A 20147-nucleotide genomic window follows, 5' to 3' on the forward strand; every position below is an offset into this window, starting at 1 on the left:
TCCGAAGATGGAACTCGCGGAGTCAAGGAAGGACACGGTGCGTGCTGAAAAGCAGGAAGCAGGGCTAGCGAGCGAATCTGAGCGATTCGAGCAAAGTTTTCAAGTTCGGTAGAACCCTATCGCAGTGGTAATCTCGTACGCAGTCCTGCTCCCCCAGACCCATTGCAAGGGCGCCCGTGTCACGCACGCGGAGTGCGTGCCTGTGACATGAACCGACGGCCCTCGGGACCTCTTGCGATGTGCTCTGGCCTTCCTGATGGGTTCTTCCTTGTCGCGTTCCCTCGAGTTGACGCCCTCGCAGTCCACCCTCGTCGATGTCTTGCGGAGCCGGGCCGAAGCGCGGTCCGAACAACCGCTGTACACCTTCCTGGATGATGCGGGTCAGGAAGACGGGACGCTGAGCTACGCGGGGCTGGACGCTCGGGCGCGGCGGATCGCGGTGGCGCTGCGGGCGGTGGCGAAGCCCGGTGAGCGCGTGATGCTGCTGTATCCGCCCGGCCTGGAGTACGTGGCGGGGTTCTTCGGGTGCCTCTACGCGGGGCTCATCGCGGTGCCGGCGTATCCGCCGGATCCGATGCGGCTGGAGCGCACGCTGCCGCGCCTGCGCGCGATCATCCAGGACGCGGACGCGACGGTGGTGCTCACCACGTCCGGCATCCTGGGCATGACGGAGTTCGTCTTCGAGCAGGCGCCCGACCTGCGCTCGCTGCACTGGGTGGCGACGGACGAGCTTCCGGTGGGCGGAGAGGTGGACTGGGCGCCGCCGGCGGTGGACGCGGCGACGCTGGCGTTCCTCCAGTACACGTCGGGGTCCACGGGCTCGCCGAAGGGCGTGATGCTGAGCCACGGCAACCTGGCGCACAACCTGGCGCTGATCTCCGACGCGTTCCAGTTGGACGCCACGAGCTCGGGCGTCATCTGGCTGCCGCCGTACCACGACATGGGGCTCATCGGCGGCATCCTCACGCCGCTGTATGCGACGTTCCACGCGGCGCTGATGTCGCCGCTGACGATGCTCAAGAACCCGCGCGTGTGGCTGGAGGCCGTCACCCGCTACAAGGCGACGGTCAGCGGCGGGCCGAACTTCGCGTTCGACCTGTGCGTGCGGCGCATCCCGGCGGAGGATCGCCAGACGCTGGACCTGGGCTCCTGGCGCGTGGCGTTCACGGGCGCGGAGCCCATCCGGCCTGCGACGTTGGAGCGCTTCGAGCAAGCCTTCGGGCCGCACGGCTTCAAGCGCGAGTTCTTCTACCCGTGCTACGGCCTGGCGGAGGCGACGCTGCTGGTGTCGGGGGGGCGCGTGGAGGCGCCGCCGGTGCGGTGCGCGCTGGATGCTCCCGCGTTGGAGCAGCGCCGGGCGGTGCTGGTGGACGCGGCGAAGCCGGAGGCGCGCGTCCTGGTGGGCTGCGGCGAGCAGCGGCCGGGGCACCCCGTCGTCATCGTGGATCCCCAGACGCGCGAGGCGTGCGCGCCCGGTGGCGTGGGGGAGATCTGGGTGCGCGGCCCCAGCGTCGCGCAGGGCTACTGGAACAAGCCGGAGGCGACGGCCGAGGCGTTCCAGGCGCGGGTGAAGGGCACGGACGAAGGCCCGTTCCTGCGCACGGGCGACCTGGGCTTCCTGCGGGACGGTGAGCTGTTCGTCACGGGCAGGGCCAAGGACCTGATCATCATCCGTGGCCGCAACCACTACCCGCAGGACATCGAGCAGACGGTGGAGGAGAGCCACCCCGCGCTGCGCGCCGGGAGCGTCGCGGCGGTGTCGCTGGAGGTGGCGGGCGAGGAGCGCCTGGTGGTGGTGCAGGAGATCGACCTGCGCAAGGCGGGCAACCTGCGCAAGCAGGTGGACATGGCGGAGGCGGCGGTGAAGGAGATCCGCCAGCGCGTCGCCGAGCGCCACGAGGTGCAGGTGCACGCCGTGGCGCTGATCGAGCCCGGCAGCATCCCGAAGACCTCCAGCGGGAAGATCCAGCGGCACGCGTGCAAGGCGCAGTTCCTCACGGACGAGCTGCGCACGGTGCTGGTGTGGCGCGAGCCGGGGTTCGAGGAGGCGGAAGAGACGGAGCCCACCGCGTCCGCGGCGCCGGTCGCGGCGCCGGTCCGGGAGGACGTGCCGGAGCCCGTGCGGGCCACGCTGGCGTGGCTGGTGGAGCGCGTGGCGGAGCAGCTGAAGGTGCCGGCGAAGACGGTGGACGTGCGTGAGCCCATCACGCGCTACGGCCTGGATTCGCTGAGCGCGGTGGAGCTGGCGCACGCGGTGGAGAAGGGCCTGGGGACAGCGCTGCCCATGGAGCTGCTGCTCCAGGGGCCAAGCCTGGTGGAGCTGGCGAAGCGCATCGCGGCCTCCAAGCAGGACGCGACGAAGGCGGCGGTGCTCGCGCCCGGGCCGAGGGGCGCCACGCAGCCGCTGTCGTTCGCGCAGCAGCGCCTGTGGTTCCTGGACCGGCTGGAGCAGGGCAGCGCGCTCTACAGCATCCCGGGCGCGGTGCGCCTGGACGGCGCGCTGGACGCGGAGTCGCTGCGGCGGAGCCTGGAGGAGATCGTCCGCCGGCACGAGTCGCTGCGCACGACGTTCCACGAGGAGAACGGCGAGGCGGTGCAGCTCATCCATCCGGCGAAGGCCTTCGAGCTGCCGGTGGTGGACCTGACGGGCTTCCCGGAGGCGTCGCGCGAGGCGGAGGCGCGGCGGTGTGTGGATGAGGAGGCCGTGCGCCCGTTCGACCTGGGCGCGGGCCCGCTGGTGCGCGCGCGGTTGCTGAAGCTGGGCGAAGCGAAGCACGTGCTGCTGGTGACGATGCACCACATCGTCTCCGACGGCTGGTCCATGGGCGTGCTCGTGCGTGAAGTGGCCGCGCTCTACGACGCGTTCCGTGCGGGCCGTGGCTCGCCGCTGCCGGAGCTGCGCGTGCAGTACGCGGACTTCGCGCAGTGGCAGCGGGAGTGGCTGCTGGGCGGGGTGCTGGAGAAGCAGGTCGGTTACTGGAAGCAGCGGTTGGCCGGAGCGCCCGCGCTGCTGGAGCTGCCGACGGACTTCGCGCGTCCAGCGGCGCAGACGTACCGGGGCGCGACGGTGCCGGTGAAGGTGGGCGCGGAGCTGAGCAGGGCGCTGGGAGCGCTGGCGAAGCAGGAAGGCGTCACGCCGTACATGCTGCTGCTGGCGGCGTTCCAGGTGCTGCTGGGACGCTACTCGGGGCAGGAGGACCTCAGCGTCGGTTCGCCCATCACGGGCCGGACGCGGGCGGAGACGGAGGGGCTCATCGGCTTCTTCGTCAACACGCTGGTGCTGCGCACGAACCTGGAGGGCAACCCGAGCTTCCGTGCGCTGCTGGCCCAGGTGAAGGAGACGACGCTGGGCGCATACGCGCACCAGGACGTGCCGTTCGAGAAGCTGGTGGAGGAGCTCCAGCCGCAGCGCAGCCTGAGCCATGCGCCGCTGTTCCAGGTGATGTTCGTGTTGCAGCAGGACGTGCTGCCGCACTTCCGGCTGCCGGGCGTGGAGCTGTCGCCGTACGAGGTGGAGTCGAAGACGGCGAAGTTCGACCTGACGCTCTACCTGACGGAGACGGCGAACGGGCTGGAAGGGACGCTGGAGTACAACACGGACCTGTTCGAGGCGGCGACGGCGCGGCGGATGACGGAGCACCTGCGGGGGCTGCTGGAGTCGCTGGTCTCGAATCCGGGCGGGAAGCTGTCGGAGCTTCCGCTGATGGGGCCGCAGGAGCAGCAAGCGCTGCTGAGGGACGTGTCGGGGACGGACCTTGCGGGCCCGGTGACCGGGACGATGCAGGGCCTCTTCGAGGCGCAGGCGGCGCGGACTCCGGATGCGCCTGCCGTGCTCTTCGATGGGGCGGCGCTGACGTACGCACAGCTGGACACGCAGGCGAATCAGCTTGCGCACCACCTGCGTGGAATGGGCGTAGGCCCGGACACGCTGGTGGGGGTGAGCCTGGAGCGCTCTGCGCGGATGGTCGTGGCGCTGCTGGGCGTGCTGAAGGCGGGTGGCGCCTACGTGCCGCTGGATCCTGCGTACCCACGGGAGCGCCTGGGCTGGATGCTGGAGGACGCGCAGGCGTCGGTGCTGCTGACGCAGCAGAAGCTGCTGGGCGTGCTGCCTGAACACGCCGCGCGCAGCGTGTGCCTGGATACGGATTGGGAGACCATTGCTCGGAACCCTGCTTCGCGCGTCGATGCGGGCACGGGCGTGGGGAACCTGGCGTATGTGCTCTACACGTCGGGTTCGACGGGTCGTCCGAAGGGCGTGGCCATCGAGCAGCGCAGCGCGGTGGCCTTCCTGCACTGGGCGACGGCGGCGTTCACGCCGGAGCAGCTCGCGGGCGTGCTGGCGGCGACGTCGCTGAACTTCGACCTGTCGGTGTTCGAAGTCTTCGCGCCACTGAGCAGCGGTGGGGCCGTCATCGTCGCGGAGAACGTGCTGGCATTGCCGACCCTGAAGGACGCGGGGCGCGTGACGCTAGTGAACACGGTGCCGTCGGCGATGGCGGAGTTGGTGCGCGGCCAGGGCGTGCCGGAGTCTGTGCGGACGGTGAACCTCGCTGGTGAGCCGCTGCTCAACCGCCTGGCTCAAGCGCTGTACGGGCTGAAGGGCGTGGAGGGCGTCTACAACCTCTACGGCCCGACGGAAGACACGACGTATTCGACGTACTCGCGCGTGGAGAGGGATGCAGGGCGAGAGCCGACGATTGGGCGCCCGCTGACGGGCTCGCGTGCGTACGTGCTGGACGCGTGGATGCGGCCGGTGCCGCGAGGCGTGCCGGGCGAGCTGTACCTCGCGGGGGCGGGCCTCGCGCGTGGCTACCTGGCCAGACCTTCGCTGACGGCGGAGCGCTTCGTGCCGAACCCGTTCTCGGCGCAGCCGGGCGCGCGGATGTACCGCACGGGAGACCGGGTGCGGTGGCTGGCGACGGGCGAGCTGGAGTACCTGGGCCGCATCGACTTCCAGGTGAAGGTGCGCGGCTTCCGCATCGAGTTGGGCGAGGTGGAGTCGGCGCTGTCCTCGCAAGCCGGAGTGCGCGAGTCGGTGGTGGTGGTGCGCGAGGACGTGCCGGGCGACAAGCGTCTGGTGGCGTATGTGGCGGGCGTGTCGCTGGACGTGGCGGAGCTGCGCGCGGGGCTGAAGCAGCGGCTGCCGGAGTACATGGTGCCGTCGGCGTTCGTGGTGCTGGACGCGCTGCCTTTGACGCCGAACGGGAAGGTGGACCGCAAGGCGCTGCCTGTGCCGGAGGGCCCGTCGCAGGCCCGGTACGTGGCGCCGCGCACGGCGACGGAAGAGCAAGTCGCGACGCTCTTCGCGCAGTTGCTGCGCGTGGAGCGGGTCGGGGCGGAGGACTCATTCTTCGAGCTGGGAGGACACTCGCTGCTGGCGATGCAGCTGGTCTCCCGGCTGCGTGCCGCCTTCGGCGTCGAGGTCCCGTTGCGTTCGCTCTTCGAGCTGAACACAGTGGCGTCGCTCGCGACGTTCATCGACGGGAGGAGGCAGCAGGCGGGGGCCGCGAGCCTGCCGCCGCTGGAGCGGAGGGCTCGTGGGGGCGCGCAGCCGCTGTCGTTCGCGCAGCAGCGCTTGTGGTTCCTGGACCGGCTGGAGCAGGGCAGCGCGCTCTACAACGTCCCGGGCGCGGTGCGCCTGGATGGCGAGCTGGACGTGGAGGCCCTGCGGCTGACGCTCCAGGAGATCGTCGCGCGGCACGAGTCGCTGCGTACGACGTTCCGGGAGGACAACGGTCAGGCGGTGCAGATCATCCATGCCGCAAGTCGGATGGAGCTGCCCGTGGTGGAGCTGTCGTCCGTGGATGAAGCGGACCGCGAGGCGGAGACCCAGCGCCGCGTGGACGAGGAGGCTCTGCGGCCCTTCGAGCTGAGCACGGGCCCGCTGGTGCGCGCGCGGTTGCTGAAGCTGGGCGAAGCAAAGCACGTGTTGGTGGTGACGATGCACCACATCGTCTCGGACGGCTGGTCGCTGGGCGTGTTGGTGCGGGAGATGGCGGCGCTCTACGAGGCGTTCGCGACGGGGCGCACGCCGTCGCTGCCTGAGCTGTCGGTGCAGTACGCGGACTTCGCGCAGTGGCAGCGGGAGTGGCTGCTGGGAGGGGCGCTGGAGGAGCAGGTCGGCTACTGGAAGCAGCGGCTTGCCGGGGCGCCGGCGCTGCTGGAGCTGCCGACGGACTTCGCGCGCCCGGCGGTGCAGACGTACCGGGGGGCGACGGTGCCGGTGAAGGTGGGTGCGGAGCTGAGCAGGGCGCTGGGAGCGCTGGCGAAGCAGGAAGGCGTCACGCCGTACATGCTGCTGCTGGCGGCGTTCCAGGTGCTGCTGTCGCGCTACTCGGGGCAGGACGACGTCAGCGTGGGCTCGCCCATCGCGGGCCGGACGCGGGCGGAGACGGAGGGGCTCATCGGCTTCTTCGTCAACACGCTGGTGCTGCGCACGAAGCTTTCGGGCGACCCGAGCTTCCAGGAGGTCCTCCGGCAGGTGAAGGAGACGACGCTGGGGGCGTATGCGCACCAGGACGTGCCGTTCGAGAAGCTGGTGGAGGAGTTGCAGCCGCAGCGCAGCCTGAGCCACGCGCCGCTGTTCCAGGTGATGTTCGCGTTGCAGCAGGACGTGCTGCCGCACCTGAAGCTGTCGGGAGTGGAGCTGTCGCCGTACGAGGTGGAGGCGAAGACGGCGAAGTTCGACCTGACGCTGTCGCTGACGGAGACGGCGAGCGGGCTGGAAGGGACGCTGGAGTACAACACGGACCTGTTCGAGGCGGCGACGGCGCGGCGGATGACGGAGCACCTGCGGGTGCTGCTGGAGTCCGTGGTCGTGCGGCCCATGGCGAAGGTGTCCCAGTTCGCGCTGATGGGAGCGCAGGAGCAGCAAGCGCTGCTGAAGGACGTGTCGGGGACGGACCTGCCGGGCCCGGTGAGCGGGACGATGCAGGCGCTCTTCGAGGCGCAGGCGGCGCGGACTCCGGATGCGCCTGCCGTGCTCTTCGATGGGGAGTCGCTGACGTACGCGCAGCTGGACGCGCAGGCGAACCAACTGGCGCACCACCTGCGCGGAATGGGGGTTGGCCCGGACACGCTGGTAGGGGTGAGCCTGGAGCGTTCGTCGCGGATGGTGGTGGCGCTGTTGGGGGTGCTGAAGGCTGGCGGCGCGTACGTGCCGCTGGATCCTGCGTACCCACGGGAGCGCCTGGGCTGGATGCTGGAGGATGCGCAGGCGCCGGTGCTGCTGACGCAGCAGAAGCTGCTGGGCGTGCTCCCCGAGCACTCGGCGCGCAACGTGTTCCTGGATACCGATTGGGAGAACCTCTCCAAGAACCCTGCTTCGCCCGTCGATGCGCGCACGGGCGTGAGGAACCTGGCCTACGTGCTGTACACCTCGGGTTCGACCGGCCGCCCGAAGGGTGTGGCCATCGAGCAGCGCAGCGTGGTGGCCTTCCTGCGCTGGGCGACGACGTTCTTCACGCCGCAACAACTCGCGGGTGTGCTGGCGTCGACGTCGCTGAACTTCGACATCTCGGTGTTCGAGATCTTCGCGCCGCTGAGCGTCGGGGGTGCCGTCATCGTCGCGGAGAACGCGCTGGCATTGCCGACGCTGAAGGACGCGAGCCGCGTGACGTTGCTGAACACGGTTCCTTCCGCGATGGCGGAGTTGGTGCGCAGCCAGGGCGTGCCGGAGTCCGTGCGGACGGTGAACCTCGCGGGCGAGCCGCTGCTGAACCGGCTGGTGCAGGCGGTGTACGGACTGAAGAACGTGGAGAGCGTCTACAACCTCTACGGTCCGACGGAAGACACGACGTATTCCACGTACTTGCGAGTGGAGAAGGGTGCGGCGCGGGAGCCGACCGTGGGCCGCCCCCTGACGGGCTCGCGGGGGTTCGTGCTGGATGCATGGCTGCGCCCGGTGCCGCAGGGCGTGCCGGGCGAGCTGTACATCGCGGGCGCGGGTCTCGCGCGTGGCTACCTGGCCAGGCCGTCGCTCACAGCGGAGAGGTTCATCCCCAATCCCTTCAGCCAGGAGCCAGGCGCGCGGATGTACCGCACGGGCGACCGGGTGCGATGGCTGGCGACAGGCGAGCTGGAGTACCTGGGCCGCATCGACTTCCAGGTGAAGGTGCGTGGCTTCCGCATCGAGCTGGGCGAAGTGGAGTCGGTGCTGTCCTCGCAAGCCGGAGTGCGTGAGTCGGTGGTGGTGGTGCGCGAGGACGTGCCGGGCGACAAGCGCCTGGTGGCGTATGTGGCGGGCGCGTCGCTGGACGTGGCGGAGCTGCGCAAGGGACTGAAGTCGCGGCTGCCGGAGTACATGGTGCCGTCTGCGTTCGTGGTGCTGGACGCGCTACCTCTGAATCCAAACGGGAAGGTGGACCGCAAGTCGCTGCCAGTGCCGGAGGCCCAGTCGGCGCAGGGCCAGTACGTGGCGCCGCGCACGGCGACGGAAGAGCAAGTCGCGACGCTCTTCGCACAGTTGCTGCGCGTGGAGCGGGTCGGGGCGGAGGACTCATTCTTCGAGCTGGGGGGACACTCGCTGCTGGCGATGCAGCTGGTCTCCCGGCTGCGCGCGGCCTTCGGCGTCGAGCTCCCCGTGCGTGCGATCTTCGAGTCGCCCTCGGTGGCGACGCTGGCCGCGGCCGTGGACATGGCCATCTCGGGCCGTGATGCGTCCGATGCTCCGGCGATTACGCCTCGGCCCCGGAGTGCCGCGGAGCCGCTGTCATTCGCGCAGCAGCGCCTGTGGTTCCTGGATCAGCTGGAGCAGGGCAGCGCCTTCTACAACGTCGCGGGGGGCGTGAAGCTGGATGGCGCGCTGCATGTGGAAGCCATGCGGCGGGCCCTGGAAGAGATCGTCCGCCGACATGAGTCGCTGCGCACGACGTTCCGCGGTGAAGACGGTCAGGCGGTGCAGGTCGTCCACACAGCGAAGGCCTTCGAGCTGCCGGTGGTGGAGGTCTCCGGTGCACAGGACGCGGAAGCGCGGCGGCTGGCGGAGGAGGAGGCCGCGCGCCCGTTCGATCTGGGGACGGGCCCGCTGTTCCGCGCGAAGCTGTTGAAGCTGGGGGAGGCGAAGCACGTGCTGCTGGTGACGATGCACCACATCGTCTCCGATGGTTGGTCGCTGGGCGTGCTCGTGCGTGAAGTCGCCGCGCTCTACGAGGCCCAGGTCCTCAACCAGCAGTCTCCGCTGCCTGAGCTGTCGGTGCAGTACGCGGACTTCGCGCAGTGGCAGCGGGAGTGGCTGCTGGGAGGGGCGCTGGAGGAGCAGGTCGGCTACTGGAAGCAGCGGCTTGCCGGGGCGCCGGCGCTGCTGGAGCTGCCGACGGACTTCGCGCGCCCGGCGGTGCAGATGTACCGGGGGGCGACGGTGCCGGTGAAGGTGGGCGCGGAGCTGAGCAGGGCGCTGGGAGCGCTGGCGAAGCAGGAAGGCGTCACGCCGTACATGCTGCTGCTGGCGGCGTTCCAGGTGCTGCTGTCGCGCTACAGCGGGCAGGACGACATCAGCGTGGGCTCGCCCATCGCGGGCCGGACGCGGGCGGAGACGGAGGGGCTCATCGGCTTCTTCGTCAACACGCTGGTGCTGCGCACGAAGCTTTCGGGCGACCCGAGCTTCCAGGAGGTCCTCCGGCAGGTGAAGGAGACGACGCTGGGGGCGTATGCGCACCAGGACGTGCCGTTCGAGAAGCTGGTGGAGGAGTTGCAGCCGCAGCGCAGCCTGAGCCACGCGCCGCTGTTCCAGGTGATGTTCGCGTTGCAGCAGGACGTGCTGCCGCACCTGAAGCTGTCGGGAGTGGAGCTGTCGCCGTACGAGGTGGAGGCGAAGACGGCGAAGTTCGACCTGACGCTGTCGCTGACGGAGACGGCGAGCGGGCTGGAAGGGACGCTGGAGTACAACACGGACCTGTTCGAGGCGGCGACGGCGCGGCGGATGACGGAGCACCTGCGGGTGCTGCTGGAGTCCGTGGTCGTGCGGCCCATGGCGAAGGTGTCCCAGTTCGCGCTGATGGGAGCGCAGGAGCGTCACCAGGTGCTGGTGGCGTGGAACGACACGCGCGGCGAGCTCGCGGGCGATGTGACGTTCCCAGCGCTCTTCGAGGCCCAGGTGCGTCGCGCGCCGGACGCGCAGGCGCTGGTGTTCGAGGAGGCCTCGCTGACGTACGCGCGGCTGGATGCGCGGGCGAATCAGCTTGCGCACCACCTGCGCACGCTGGGCGTCGGGCCCGAGGTGCGCGTGGCGCTCTGCGTGGAGCGCTCGCTGGACCTCGCGGTGGCGATGCTCGGCATCCAGAAGGCCGGAGGCGCCTTCGTGCCGCTGGATCCGTCCTACCCGCGCGAGCGCCTGTCCTTCATGCTGGAGGACAGCGGCGCGCCCGTGCTGGTGACGCAGGACTCGCTGAGCCAGCAGCTGCCCGCCGAGGGCCGACGCGTGGTGCGCATGGACGTGGACGCGGCGCACCTCCAGACGCTGCCGGAGTCCGCTCCGGTCTCCGGCGCCAGCGCCGACTCGCTGGCGTACGTCATCTACACGTCCGGCTCCACGGGCCGCCCCAAGGGCACGCTCCTGCCGCACCGGGGCCTCAACAACACCGCCCGGCAGGCCGCCGAGGCGAAGGGCCTGGGCACGGGCCGCCGCGTGTTGCAGTACGCGGCGTCCAGCTTCGACGCCAGCGTGTGGGAGGTGTTCAGCACGCTCGTGTCCGGGGCCACCCTGGTGCTCGCGCCTCGCGACCGGCTGCTGCCGGATGAGCCGCTGCGCACCTTGCTCAAGGCGCAGCGCATCAGCACCGTGACGCTGACGCCGTCGGTGCTCGCGCAGCTGAGCACGGACGGGCTGGAGGGCCTGTCCACCATCGTCTCCGCCGGCGAGGCGCTGAGCGTGGAGCTGGCGCGCAAGTGGGGGCAGGGGAGGACGCTGATCAACGCCTACGGCCCCACCGAGACCACCGTCTGCGCGACGCTCACCCACGGCGGGGTCCGGGCGGAGCGCCTGACCATCGGCAGGCCCCTGGCGAACGTGCGCGTGTATGTCCTGGACGCCCAGCACCACCCGGTGCCCGTGGGGGTCCCGGGTGAGCTGTACGTCGCGGGCGAGGGCCTCGCGCGCGGCTACCAGGGCCGGCCGGACATGACGGCGGACAAGTTCGTCCCCGACCCGTTCAGCCCGGCGCCCGGCGCGCGGCTGTACCGCACCGGCGACCGCGTGCGCTGGCTGCCGGAGGGCGAGCTCGAATACCTGGGCCGCATCGACCACCAGGTGAAGGTGCGTGGCTTCCGCATCGAGCTGGGTGAGATCGAGGCCGTGCTGCTGCGCCACGCGGACGTGCGTGAGGCGGTGGCCGTGGTGCGCGAGGACGTGCCGGGCGACAAGCGCCTCGTGGGCTACGTCGTCCCGCAGCCGGAGCGGACGGTGGACGCAGCATCGCTGCGCAAGCACCTGAAGGACGGCGTGCCGGAGTACATGGTGCCGTCGGCCTTCGTGGTGCTGGGCGCGCTGCCGATGACGCCCGCCGGCAAGGTGGACCGCAAGGCCCTGCCGGCTCCCTCGGGTGCGCTCACGCGTCCCGATGCCTACGTGGCCCCACGCACGACGACGGAGGCTCGCGTGGCGGCCCTCTTCGCGCGCGTGCTCACGGTGGAGCGCGTGGGCGCGGAGGATTCGTTCTTCGAGCTGGGGGGCCACTCTCTGATGGCCACGCAGCTCGTGTCGCGCCTGCGCGGCGAGTTCCAGGTGGAGCTGCCCCTGCGCGCGCTCTTCGAGTCCCCGACGGTGGCCGCCCTGGCCGCCCGCGTGGACGAGGCCCCTGGCGCCGAGCGGAAGTTCAAGACGCCGCCGCTCCAGCCCGCGCCCCGCGACGGCGCGCTGCCGCTGTCGTTCGACCAGGAGCGCCTCTGGCTCTTCGAGCAGCTCACGCCGGGCACGCCCATCTACAACGTGCCCAGCGCGGCCCGCCTGAGCGGAGACCTCGACGCCGAGGTGCTCCGCCGGGGCCTGGAGGAGATCGTCCGGCGCCATGAGGCGCTGCGCACCGTCTTCCGCCAGGACGCATCCGGCGCTCCCACGCAGGTCATCCTGCCCGCGAAGCCGTTCGTGCTGCCCCTGGTGGACCTGTCCTCGCTGCCCGCCGCGCAGGCGGAGGCCGAGGCCCGCAAGCAGCTGAACGCGGAGGCCGCGCGGCCCTTCGACCTCGTCGAGGGACCGCTCCTGCGCGCCCAACTGCTGCGGCTGAGCGCGCGTGAGCACGTCCTGTGCCTCGTCCAGCACCACATCGTGGTGGATGGCTGGGCCGTGGGCGTGTTCATGCACGAGCTCCAGGCGCTCTACACCGCGTTCCTGCGCGGCGAGCCCTCGCCGCTGCCCGCGCTGCCCGTGCAGTACGCGGACTACACCCTCTGGCACCGCCAGTGGCTGAGCGGCGACGTGCTGGAACAGCAGATCGCCTGGTGGAAGCAGCAGCTCGCCGGAGCGCCTCGCATCGCGCTGCGCACGGACGCGCCGCGCCCCGCGGGCGACCGCTTCCACGGTGACAGCCGCCGCTTCCACCTGCCCCCGGACCTCACGGCCCGCATCGAGGCGCTGGGACGCGGGGAGGGCGCCACGCTGTTCATGGTGCTGCTCGCCGCGTTCGACGCGCTCCTGCACCGGCGCACCGGCCAGGACGACATCGTCGTGGGCACGGACATCGCGAACCGCGCCCGCGAGGAGCTGGAGTCGCTGGTCGGCTTCTTCACGAACCAGCTCGTCCTGCGCACGCAGGTGACGGGCGACCTGTCCTTCCGCGCGCTGCTGGAGCGCGTGCGCAAGGGGACGCTGGACGCCTACGAACACCAGGACCTGCCCTTCGGCACCCTGGTGCAGGCGCTCAAGCCGCCGCGCGAGCCGGGCGGGCAGCTCTTCAACGTGAAGTTCGTGCTGGAGAACGCGCCGCTGCCGCCGCTCCAACTGCCGGGCCTGGAGCTGAGCCTGCTGGACGCGGAGACGAATGGGACCGCCAAGTGGGATCTGCTCGTCGTCGTGTTCCCGTGGCAGGGCGGGCTCACCGTCACGGTGGAGCACAACACGGACGTGCTCGACCGCGCGTCGGTGGAGCGCCTGTTCGCCCACTTCGAGTCGCTGCTGCGCGCCGTCGTGGACGACCCCGAGCGGCGCATCGGCACGCTGCCGCTGCTCACGCGGGACGAGCGCGACACGCTCGCCGCGTGGAATGACCGCCCGCGGACGTACCCGCACGGCCAGCCTGTGTCGCGCATCTTCGAGGCGCAGGCCGCTCGCGCCCCGGACGCGGTGGCGGTGAGCTTCGAGGGTGAGGCGCTCACCGCCGCGCGGCTCAACGCGCGCGCCAACCAGCTCGCGCACCACCTGCGCGCCCTGGGCGTCAGGCCTGGCAAGCGCGTGGGCGTGTGCCTGGAGCGGTCGCTGGACCTCGTCGTGGCGGTGCTGGGCATCGCCAAGGCGGGCGGCGCGTACGTGCCGCTCGACCCCAGCTTCCCCACAGAGCGCCTGTCGCTGCTCATCGAGGACGCGGGCCTGTCCGCGCTCGTCAGCGTCTCCGCGCTCGCGGACGAGCTGCCAGCGCAGTGGCTCCAGGTGGTCTGCCTGGACGACGACGCGGCCGCGCTCGCGAAGCGCCCGGACGCGAACCTCGACACCGCTCCGGCGGGCGAGGACGAGCTGTACGTCCTCTACACCTCCGGCTCCACGGGCCGCCCCAAGGGCGTGTCGGTGCCCCACCGCGCCGTGGTGCGGCTGGTGTGCGGTCCTGAGTGGGTGAGCCTGTCGTCGAAGGAGGTCTTCCTCCAGCTGGCGCCGCTCGCGTTCGACGCGTCCACCTTCGAGGTGTGGGGCGCGCTGCTCAACGGCGCGAAGCTCGCGGTGTTCCCGCCGCGCGCGCCCACGCTGGACGAGCTGGGCCAGGTCATCGCCCGCGAGGGCGTGAGCACGCTGTGGCTCACCGCGGGGCTGTTCCACCAGATGGTGGACGGCAACCTGGAGGGCCTGCGTCCCGTGCGGCAGCTTCTGGCCGGTGGTGACGTGCTGTCCCCCGCGCACGTGCTGCGCGTGATGGAGGAGCTGCCGGGCTGCCGCGTCATCAACGGCTACGGCCCCACGGAGAACACGACGTTCACCGCGTGCTACCCGGTGGAGGGCGCGGGCGCGCTGGGCGGCTCCGTGCCCATCGGCCGTCCCATCAACGGCACGCGCGTGCACGTCCTCAACGCGTCCCTGGAGCCCGTGCCCCTGGGCGCCCCCGGCGAGCTCTTCGCGGGCGGCGACGGCCTGGCGCATGGCTACCTGAACCAGCCGGAGCTGACGGCGGAGAAGTTCATCCCGGATCCGTTCAGCACCGCGCCGGGCGCGCGGCTGTACCGCACCGGCGACCAGGTCCGGTTCCGCGCGGACGGCGCGCTGGAGTTCCTCGGCCGCATCGATCAGCAGGTGAAGGTGCGCGGCTTCCGCATCGAGCCGGGAGAGATTGAGACCGTGCTGCGCGGACACCCGTCCGTGCTGGACGTCACCGTTGCCGTGCAGGAGGTCGCGGGCGAGAAGGCGCTGGTGGCCTACGTCGTCACGGAGGAGGGCGCGGAGCCGCTGGGCGTGGACACGATGCGTGCGTTCCTGCACGACAAGCTGCCCGCGTACATGGTGCCCACGGCGCTGATGGCGCTGGACGCGCTGCCGCTCACCCCCAACGGCAAGGTGGACCGCCGCGCGCTGCCCGTGCCCGGCAGCGAGCGTCCGCAGATGGCCACCGAGTACGCCGCCCCGCGCACGCCGGAGGAGACCGCGCTGTGCGAGGTCTGGGCAGAGGTGCTTGGCGTGGAGCGCGTCGGTATCGACGACAGCTTCTACGACCTGGGCGGTGACTCCATCCGCAGCATCCAGCTCATCGCGAAGCTGCGCGAGCGCGGGCTGGATCTGCCCATGATGGAGCTGCTGCGCCAGCCCACCATCCGCGCGCTCGGGAACCTGGTGCAGGCGGCGCCCTCGAAGGCGGCGGGGCAGGCCGTCCCGGGCTCGGAGCCCTTCAGCCTGCTGTCCGACGCGGACCGCGCGCGCCTGCCCGCGGACGTGGAGGACGCGTACCCGGTGGCCGTGCTCCAGGCCGGCATGCTCTTCCAGAGTCAGCTGGACCAGGCGTCGGGCATGTACCACGACGCCACCAGCTACCACCTGGAGATGGCGCTGGATGAGGCGAAGCTGCGCCAGTTGCTGGCCGAGCTGGCCCGTCGTCACTCCCTCCTGCGCACCTCGTTCGACCTCACCGGCTACGAGCAGCCGTTGCAGCTCGTGCACCGCGAGGCGCAGGTGCCGCTGTCCATCCACGACGTGCGCCACGTCCCCGCCTCGGAGCAGGACGCGCTGTTGCGCAGGCTCGTGGAGGAGGACCGCTGCCGCCCGTTCGACTGGAGCCGCGCGCCGCTCCTGCGCTTCGCGCTCTACCGCCGCACGGAGAAGACGCTCCAGTTCTCGCTCATCTTCCACCACGCCATCCTGGATGGCTGGAGCCTCGCGACGCTGTTGTCGGAGCTGTTCCGCGGCTACGTGAACCTGCTGCGCGGCACGCCGGCCCCGGAGGCGGCGCCGCTGGCCGTCACCTACCGCCAGTTCGTCGCGCTGGAGCACCAGTCGCTCACGTCCGGCGAGGGCGAGCGGTTCTGGAAGTCGCGCCTCGCGGAAGTGGACCGTCCCGCGCCGCGCGCGCCGCTGCCCGAGGGACAGGCGCCGGTGCTGAGCATGCGGCAGCTGGACGTGCCCGCCGCGCTCCAGGAAGGACTCCAGCGCGTGGCGCAGGTGGCCGGCGTGCCCCTCAAGACCGTGCTGCTGGCGGCGCACCTGCGCGTGCGCGCGCTGATGGAGGGCCGCCGCTCGGTGGTGACGGGCGTGGTCGCCAACGGTCGTCCGGAGACGGCCGACAGTGAGCGCATGGTGGGCCTGTTCCTCAACAGCATCCCGTTCCCGGTGACGCTGGAGGACGGCACGTGGCTGGATCTGGTGCGCCAGGTCTCGAAGGCGGACGCCGACATCTGGCCGCACCGCCGCTACCCCATGGGGCGGTTGCAGCAGCAGCTGGGGGGGCAGCGCCTGTTCGATAACCTCTTCAACTTCGTCCACTTCCACGTGGCCGGAGGCCTGTCGCAGCTGGAGGGCGTGCGCCTGTTGGAGGAGACGCCGTCCACCGCGTGGATGGAGCTGCCGCTGAGCACGCTGTTCCTCCAGCGCCCGGACACCGGCGCGCTGATGCTCGTGCTGCGCACCAATGGCACGCAGCGCGACGCGGACCAGACGGAGGCGCTGGCGGGCTACTACTTCCGCGCTCTCGAAGCGATGGCTGCCTACCCGCACTCGCGCCACGAGCGTGCGCTGCTGTTGCCGGACGCGGAGCGCCAGAAGCTGCTGGTGGAGTGGAACGCCACGGACGCGGCGCCCGCGGATGACACCTGCGTCCATGAGCGCTTCGCGGCTCACGCGGCCCGCACGCCCGACGCGGTGGCGGTGGTCTGCGACGACGGCCGGCTCACCTACGGCGAGCTGAACCGCCGGGCCAACCAGCTCGCGCACTGGCTGCGCGCGCGCGGCGTGGGGCCGGATGCGCGCGTGGGCCTGCTCACCGAGCGCACCCCGGACGCCATCGTCGGCATGATGGGCATCCTCAAGGCCGGCGGCGCTTACGTGCCCCTGGAGCCGTCGCACCCGGCGGAGCGCCTGTGCACGGTGCTGGAGGATGCGGCGGCTTCACTCGTCGTCACGCAGGCCTCGCTCGCCGCGAGCGTGGCGGACGCCTCCAGGGGACACGTGTGCCTGGACACCGACGCCGCGATGCTCGCGCGCGAGCGTGAAGACACCCCCGCGCGGCTGGGGGATTCCAGCTCGCTGGCCTACGTCATCTTCACGTCCGGCTCCACGGGCCGGCCCAAGGGTGTCGCCGTCGAGCACCGCCAGCTCAACCACTACGTGGACGGCGTGACGCTGCGCCTGGAGCTGCCGCCCGCGGCGAGCTTCGCGTCGGTGTCCACGCTGGCAGCGGACCTGGGCCACACCGCCGTGTTCCCGACGTTGAGCGGCGGCGGGACGCTGCACCTCATCTCCAAGGAGCGGGCGACGGACCCGGCCGCGCTCGGCGACTACTTCCAGCGCCACGCGGTGGACTGCCTCAAGATCGTCCCTTCGCACCTCACGGCGCTCCTGGCGTCGCCGTCGCCCGAGCGCGTGTTGCCGCGCAAGCGGCTGGTGCTGGGCGGCGAGGCCTCCGACCCCGCGCTCGTCGCCCGCGTGCACGCGCTCGCGCCCGGCCTGGAGGTGTTCAACCACTACGGCCCCACCGAGACGACGGTCGGCGTGCTGACGTGGAAGGTGGCGCGGGGAACGCAGCTCGCGGCGACGGCCTCCGTGCCGCTGGGCCGCCCGCTGCCCAACGCGCGCATGTACGTGCTGGACGCGGCCATGCAGCCCGTCCCCGTGGGCGTGCCGGGTGAGCTCTTCATCGGCGGCGCGGGCGTGGCCCGGGGCTACCTGGGCCAGCCGGGCCTCACGATGGAGCGCTTCCTCGCGGATCCGTTCCATCCGGTGCCGGGCGCGCGCGTGTACCGCACGGGTGACCGCGTGCGCTACCTGCCAGACGGCGCGCTGGAGTTCCTGGGCCGCGTCGACTTCCAGGTGAAGGTGCGCGGCTTCCGCATCGAGCTGCCTGAAGTCGAGGCGGCGATGAGCGGCCTGCCCGGCGTGGCGGAGGTCGTCGTGCTGGCGCGCGAGGACGTGCCGGGCGACAAGCGCCTGGTGGCCTACGTCGTCGCGGTGCCCGGCCACACGCTGGACGCCGGGGCGCTGCGCCAGGGCCTGAAGTCGCGGCTGCCGGACTACATGATGCCGTCCGCCTTCGTGATGCTGGCGGCCCTGCCGCTGACGTCCAACGGCAAGGTGGATCGCCGCGCGCTGCCCGCGCCGGAGCAGGACGCGTCGGACGCGCGTCCGGTGTACGTGGCGCCGCGCACGCCCACGGAGGAGCTGCTGGCGGCCCTGTGGTCGCGGCTGATCGGCGTGGAGCGGGTGGGGGCGCACGACAACTTCTTCGAGTTGGGCGGGCACTCGCTGCTGGCCATGCAGGTGGCTTCGCGCATCCGCGAGGCCTTCGGCGTGGAGCTGCCGCTGCGCATGCTCTTCGAGGCGCCCAGCGTCGCGGAGCTCGCGCGGCGCGTGGACGTGCTGGTGGCGCAGGGGCGGGGCGTGCAGGCGCCGCCGCTCGTGGCGCTGACCCGGGCGGAGCGGATGCCGCTGTCGTTCGCGCAGCAGCGCCTGTGGTTCCTCAACCAACTGGAACCGGACAGCGCCTTCTACAGCATGCCGCTGTCCGTCCGGCTGGACGGAACGGTGGACGTGGCGGCGTTGGAGCAGGCGTTCACGGAGCTGGTGCGTCGGCACGAATCGCTGCGCACCACCTTCCCGACGCGAGAAGGCCAGCCCGCCCAGGTCGTCCATTCTCCGGCGCCGTTCTCGGTGACGAAGGTGGACCTGTCCGGGGTGCCCGAGGCCCAGCGTGAGGCCGAGGCCTCGCGGCAGGCCAATGAAGAGGCCCAGCGGCCGTTCCGGCTCGACACGGGCCCGCTGTTGCGCGTGAAGCTGTTCAAGCTGAGCGCGGAGCAGCACGTGATGCTCGTGACGATGCACCACATCGTCTCGGACGGCTGGTCGCTGGGCGTGCTGGTGCGGGAGATGGCGGCCCTCTACGAGGCGTTCGCCACGGGTCGGACGCCGTCGCTGCCGGAGCTGCCGGTGCAGTACGCCGACTACGCGGGCTGGCAGCGCGATTGGTTGCAGGGCGACGTGCTCGCGCGTCAGCTCGGGTACTGGAAGCAGCAGTTGACGGGCGCGCCGTCCGCGCTGGAGCTGCCCACGGATCGGCCGCGTCCGGCGGTGCAGACGTACCGGGGCGCCAGCATCCAGTTCCGGATGGGCAGGCAGGCGACGGAGGCGCTGAAGGCGCTGGCATTGAAGGAGGGCGTGACGCCCTTCATGGTGCTGCTGACGGCCTGGCAGGTGCTGCTGTCGCGCTACTCCGGCCAGGACGACGTGACCGTCGGCACGCCCATCGCGGGCCGTGGCCGGACGGAGACGGAGGGGCTCATCGGCTTCTTCGTCAACACGCTGGTGCTGCGCGCGAAGCTGGGGGGCAACCCGAGCTTCCGCGAGCTGCTGGCGCAGGTGCGCGAGACGACCCTGAGTGCCTACGCGCACCAGGACGTGCCGTTCGAGAAGCTGGTGGAGGAGCTGGCGCCCACGCGCGACACCAGTCGCACGCCGCTGTTCCAGGTGCTGCTGTCGTTCCGCGGCGCTCCGGTGCCGGAGCTGAAGGTGCCGGGGCTCACGCTGCGCGCCGTGCCGCTGGAGCACCGCACGGCCCAGTTCGATCTGAACATGACGCACTCGGAGGTCGACGGCGAGCTGCGCGGAGCGATGGAGTACAACTCCGACCTGTTCGACGCGAGCACCGCCGAGCGCATGCTTTCGCACCTGGCGGTGCTGTTGGAGGGCGTGGCGGCGTCGCCCGACGCGCCCATCCAGCGCCTGCCGCTGCTCACCGAGGGCGAGCGCAAGCAGTTGTTGGAGACGTGGAACGACACGCGGGCCGACTTCCCGCGAGAGGCGTGCATCCACCAGCGCTTCGAGGCGCAGGTGGAGCTGGCGCCGGACGCGGTTGCCGCGACGTTCGAGGGAGAGCAGCTGACGTACCGGCAGCTGGACGCGAAGGCGAACCAACTGGCGCACCACCTGCGCCGGTTGGGCGTAGGCCCCGAGGTGAAGGTGGCCCTGTGCCTGGAGCGCTCGCTGGAGATGGTCATCGGGGTGCTGGGCGTGCTGAAGGCGGGCGGCGCGTATGTGCCGTTGGACCCGAAGTACCCGTTGGACCGGCTGTCCTTCATGCTGGAGGACACACAGGTGCCGGTGGTGCTGACGCAGGACGCGCTGGCGGATGAATTGCCCGTCACCACCCAGCAGCTCATCAGCCTGGATGGGGACTGGGAGCGGAGCATTGCCCGCGAGCGTGAAGACGCGCCGGTGACGACGGTGGGGGCGGGCAACCTGGCCTACGTCATCTACACGTCGGGCAGCACGGGCAAGCCCAAGGGCGTGGCGATTGAGCACCGGGGCGTGTCCAACTACC

Annotated in this window: 1 protein-coding gene; it reads left to right on the top strand. The window is 71.2% G+C overall.

Annotated elements, in window-relative coordinates; translation table 11 throughout:
* Window positions 1-268 precede the first annotated feature (268 nt).
* A partial coding sequence (locus U8525_RS02330) for a non-ribosomal peptide synthase/polyketide synthase (RefSeq protein ID WP_374260503.1) occupies window positions 269-20147 on the top strand: 19879 nt, incomplete at its 3' end.

The sequence above is a fragment of the Corallococcus sp. RDP092CA genome (assembly GCF_041903675.1).
Classification (GTDB): Bacteria; Myxococcota; Myxococcia; order Myxococcales; family Myxococcaceae; genus Corallococcus.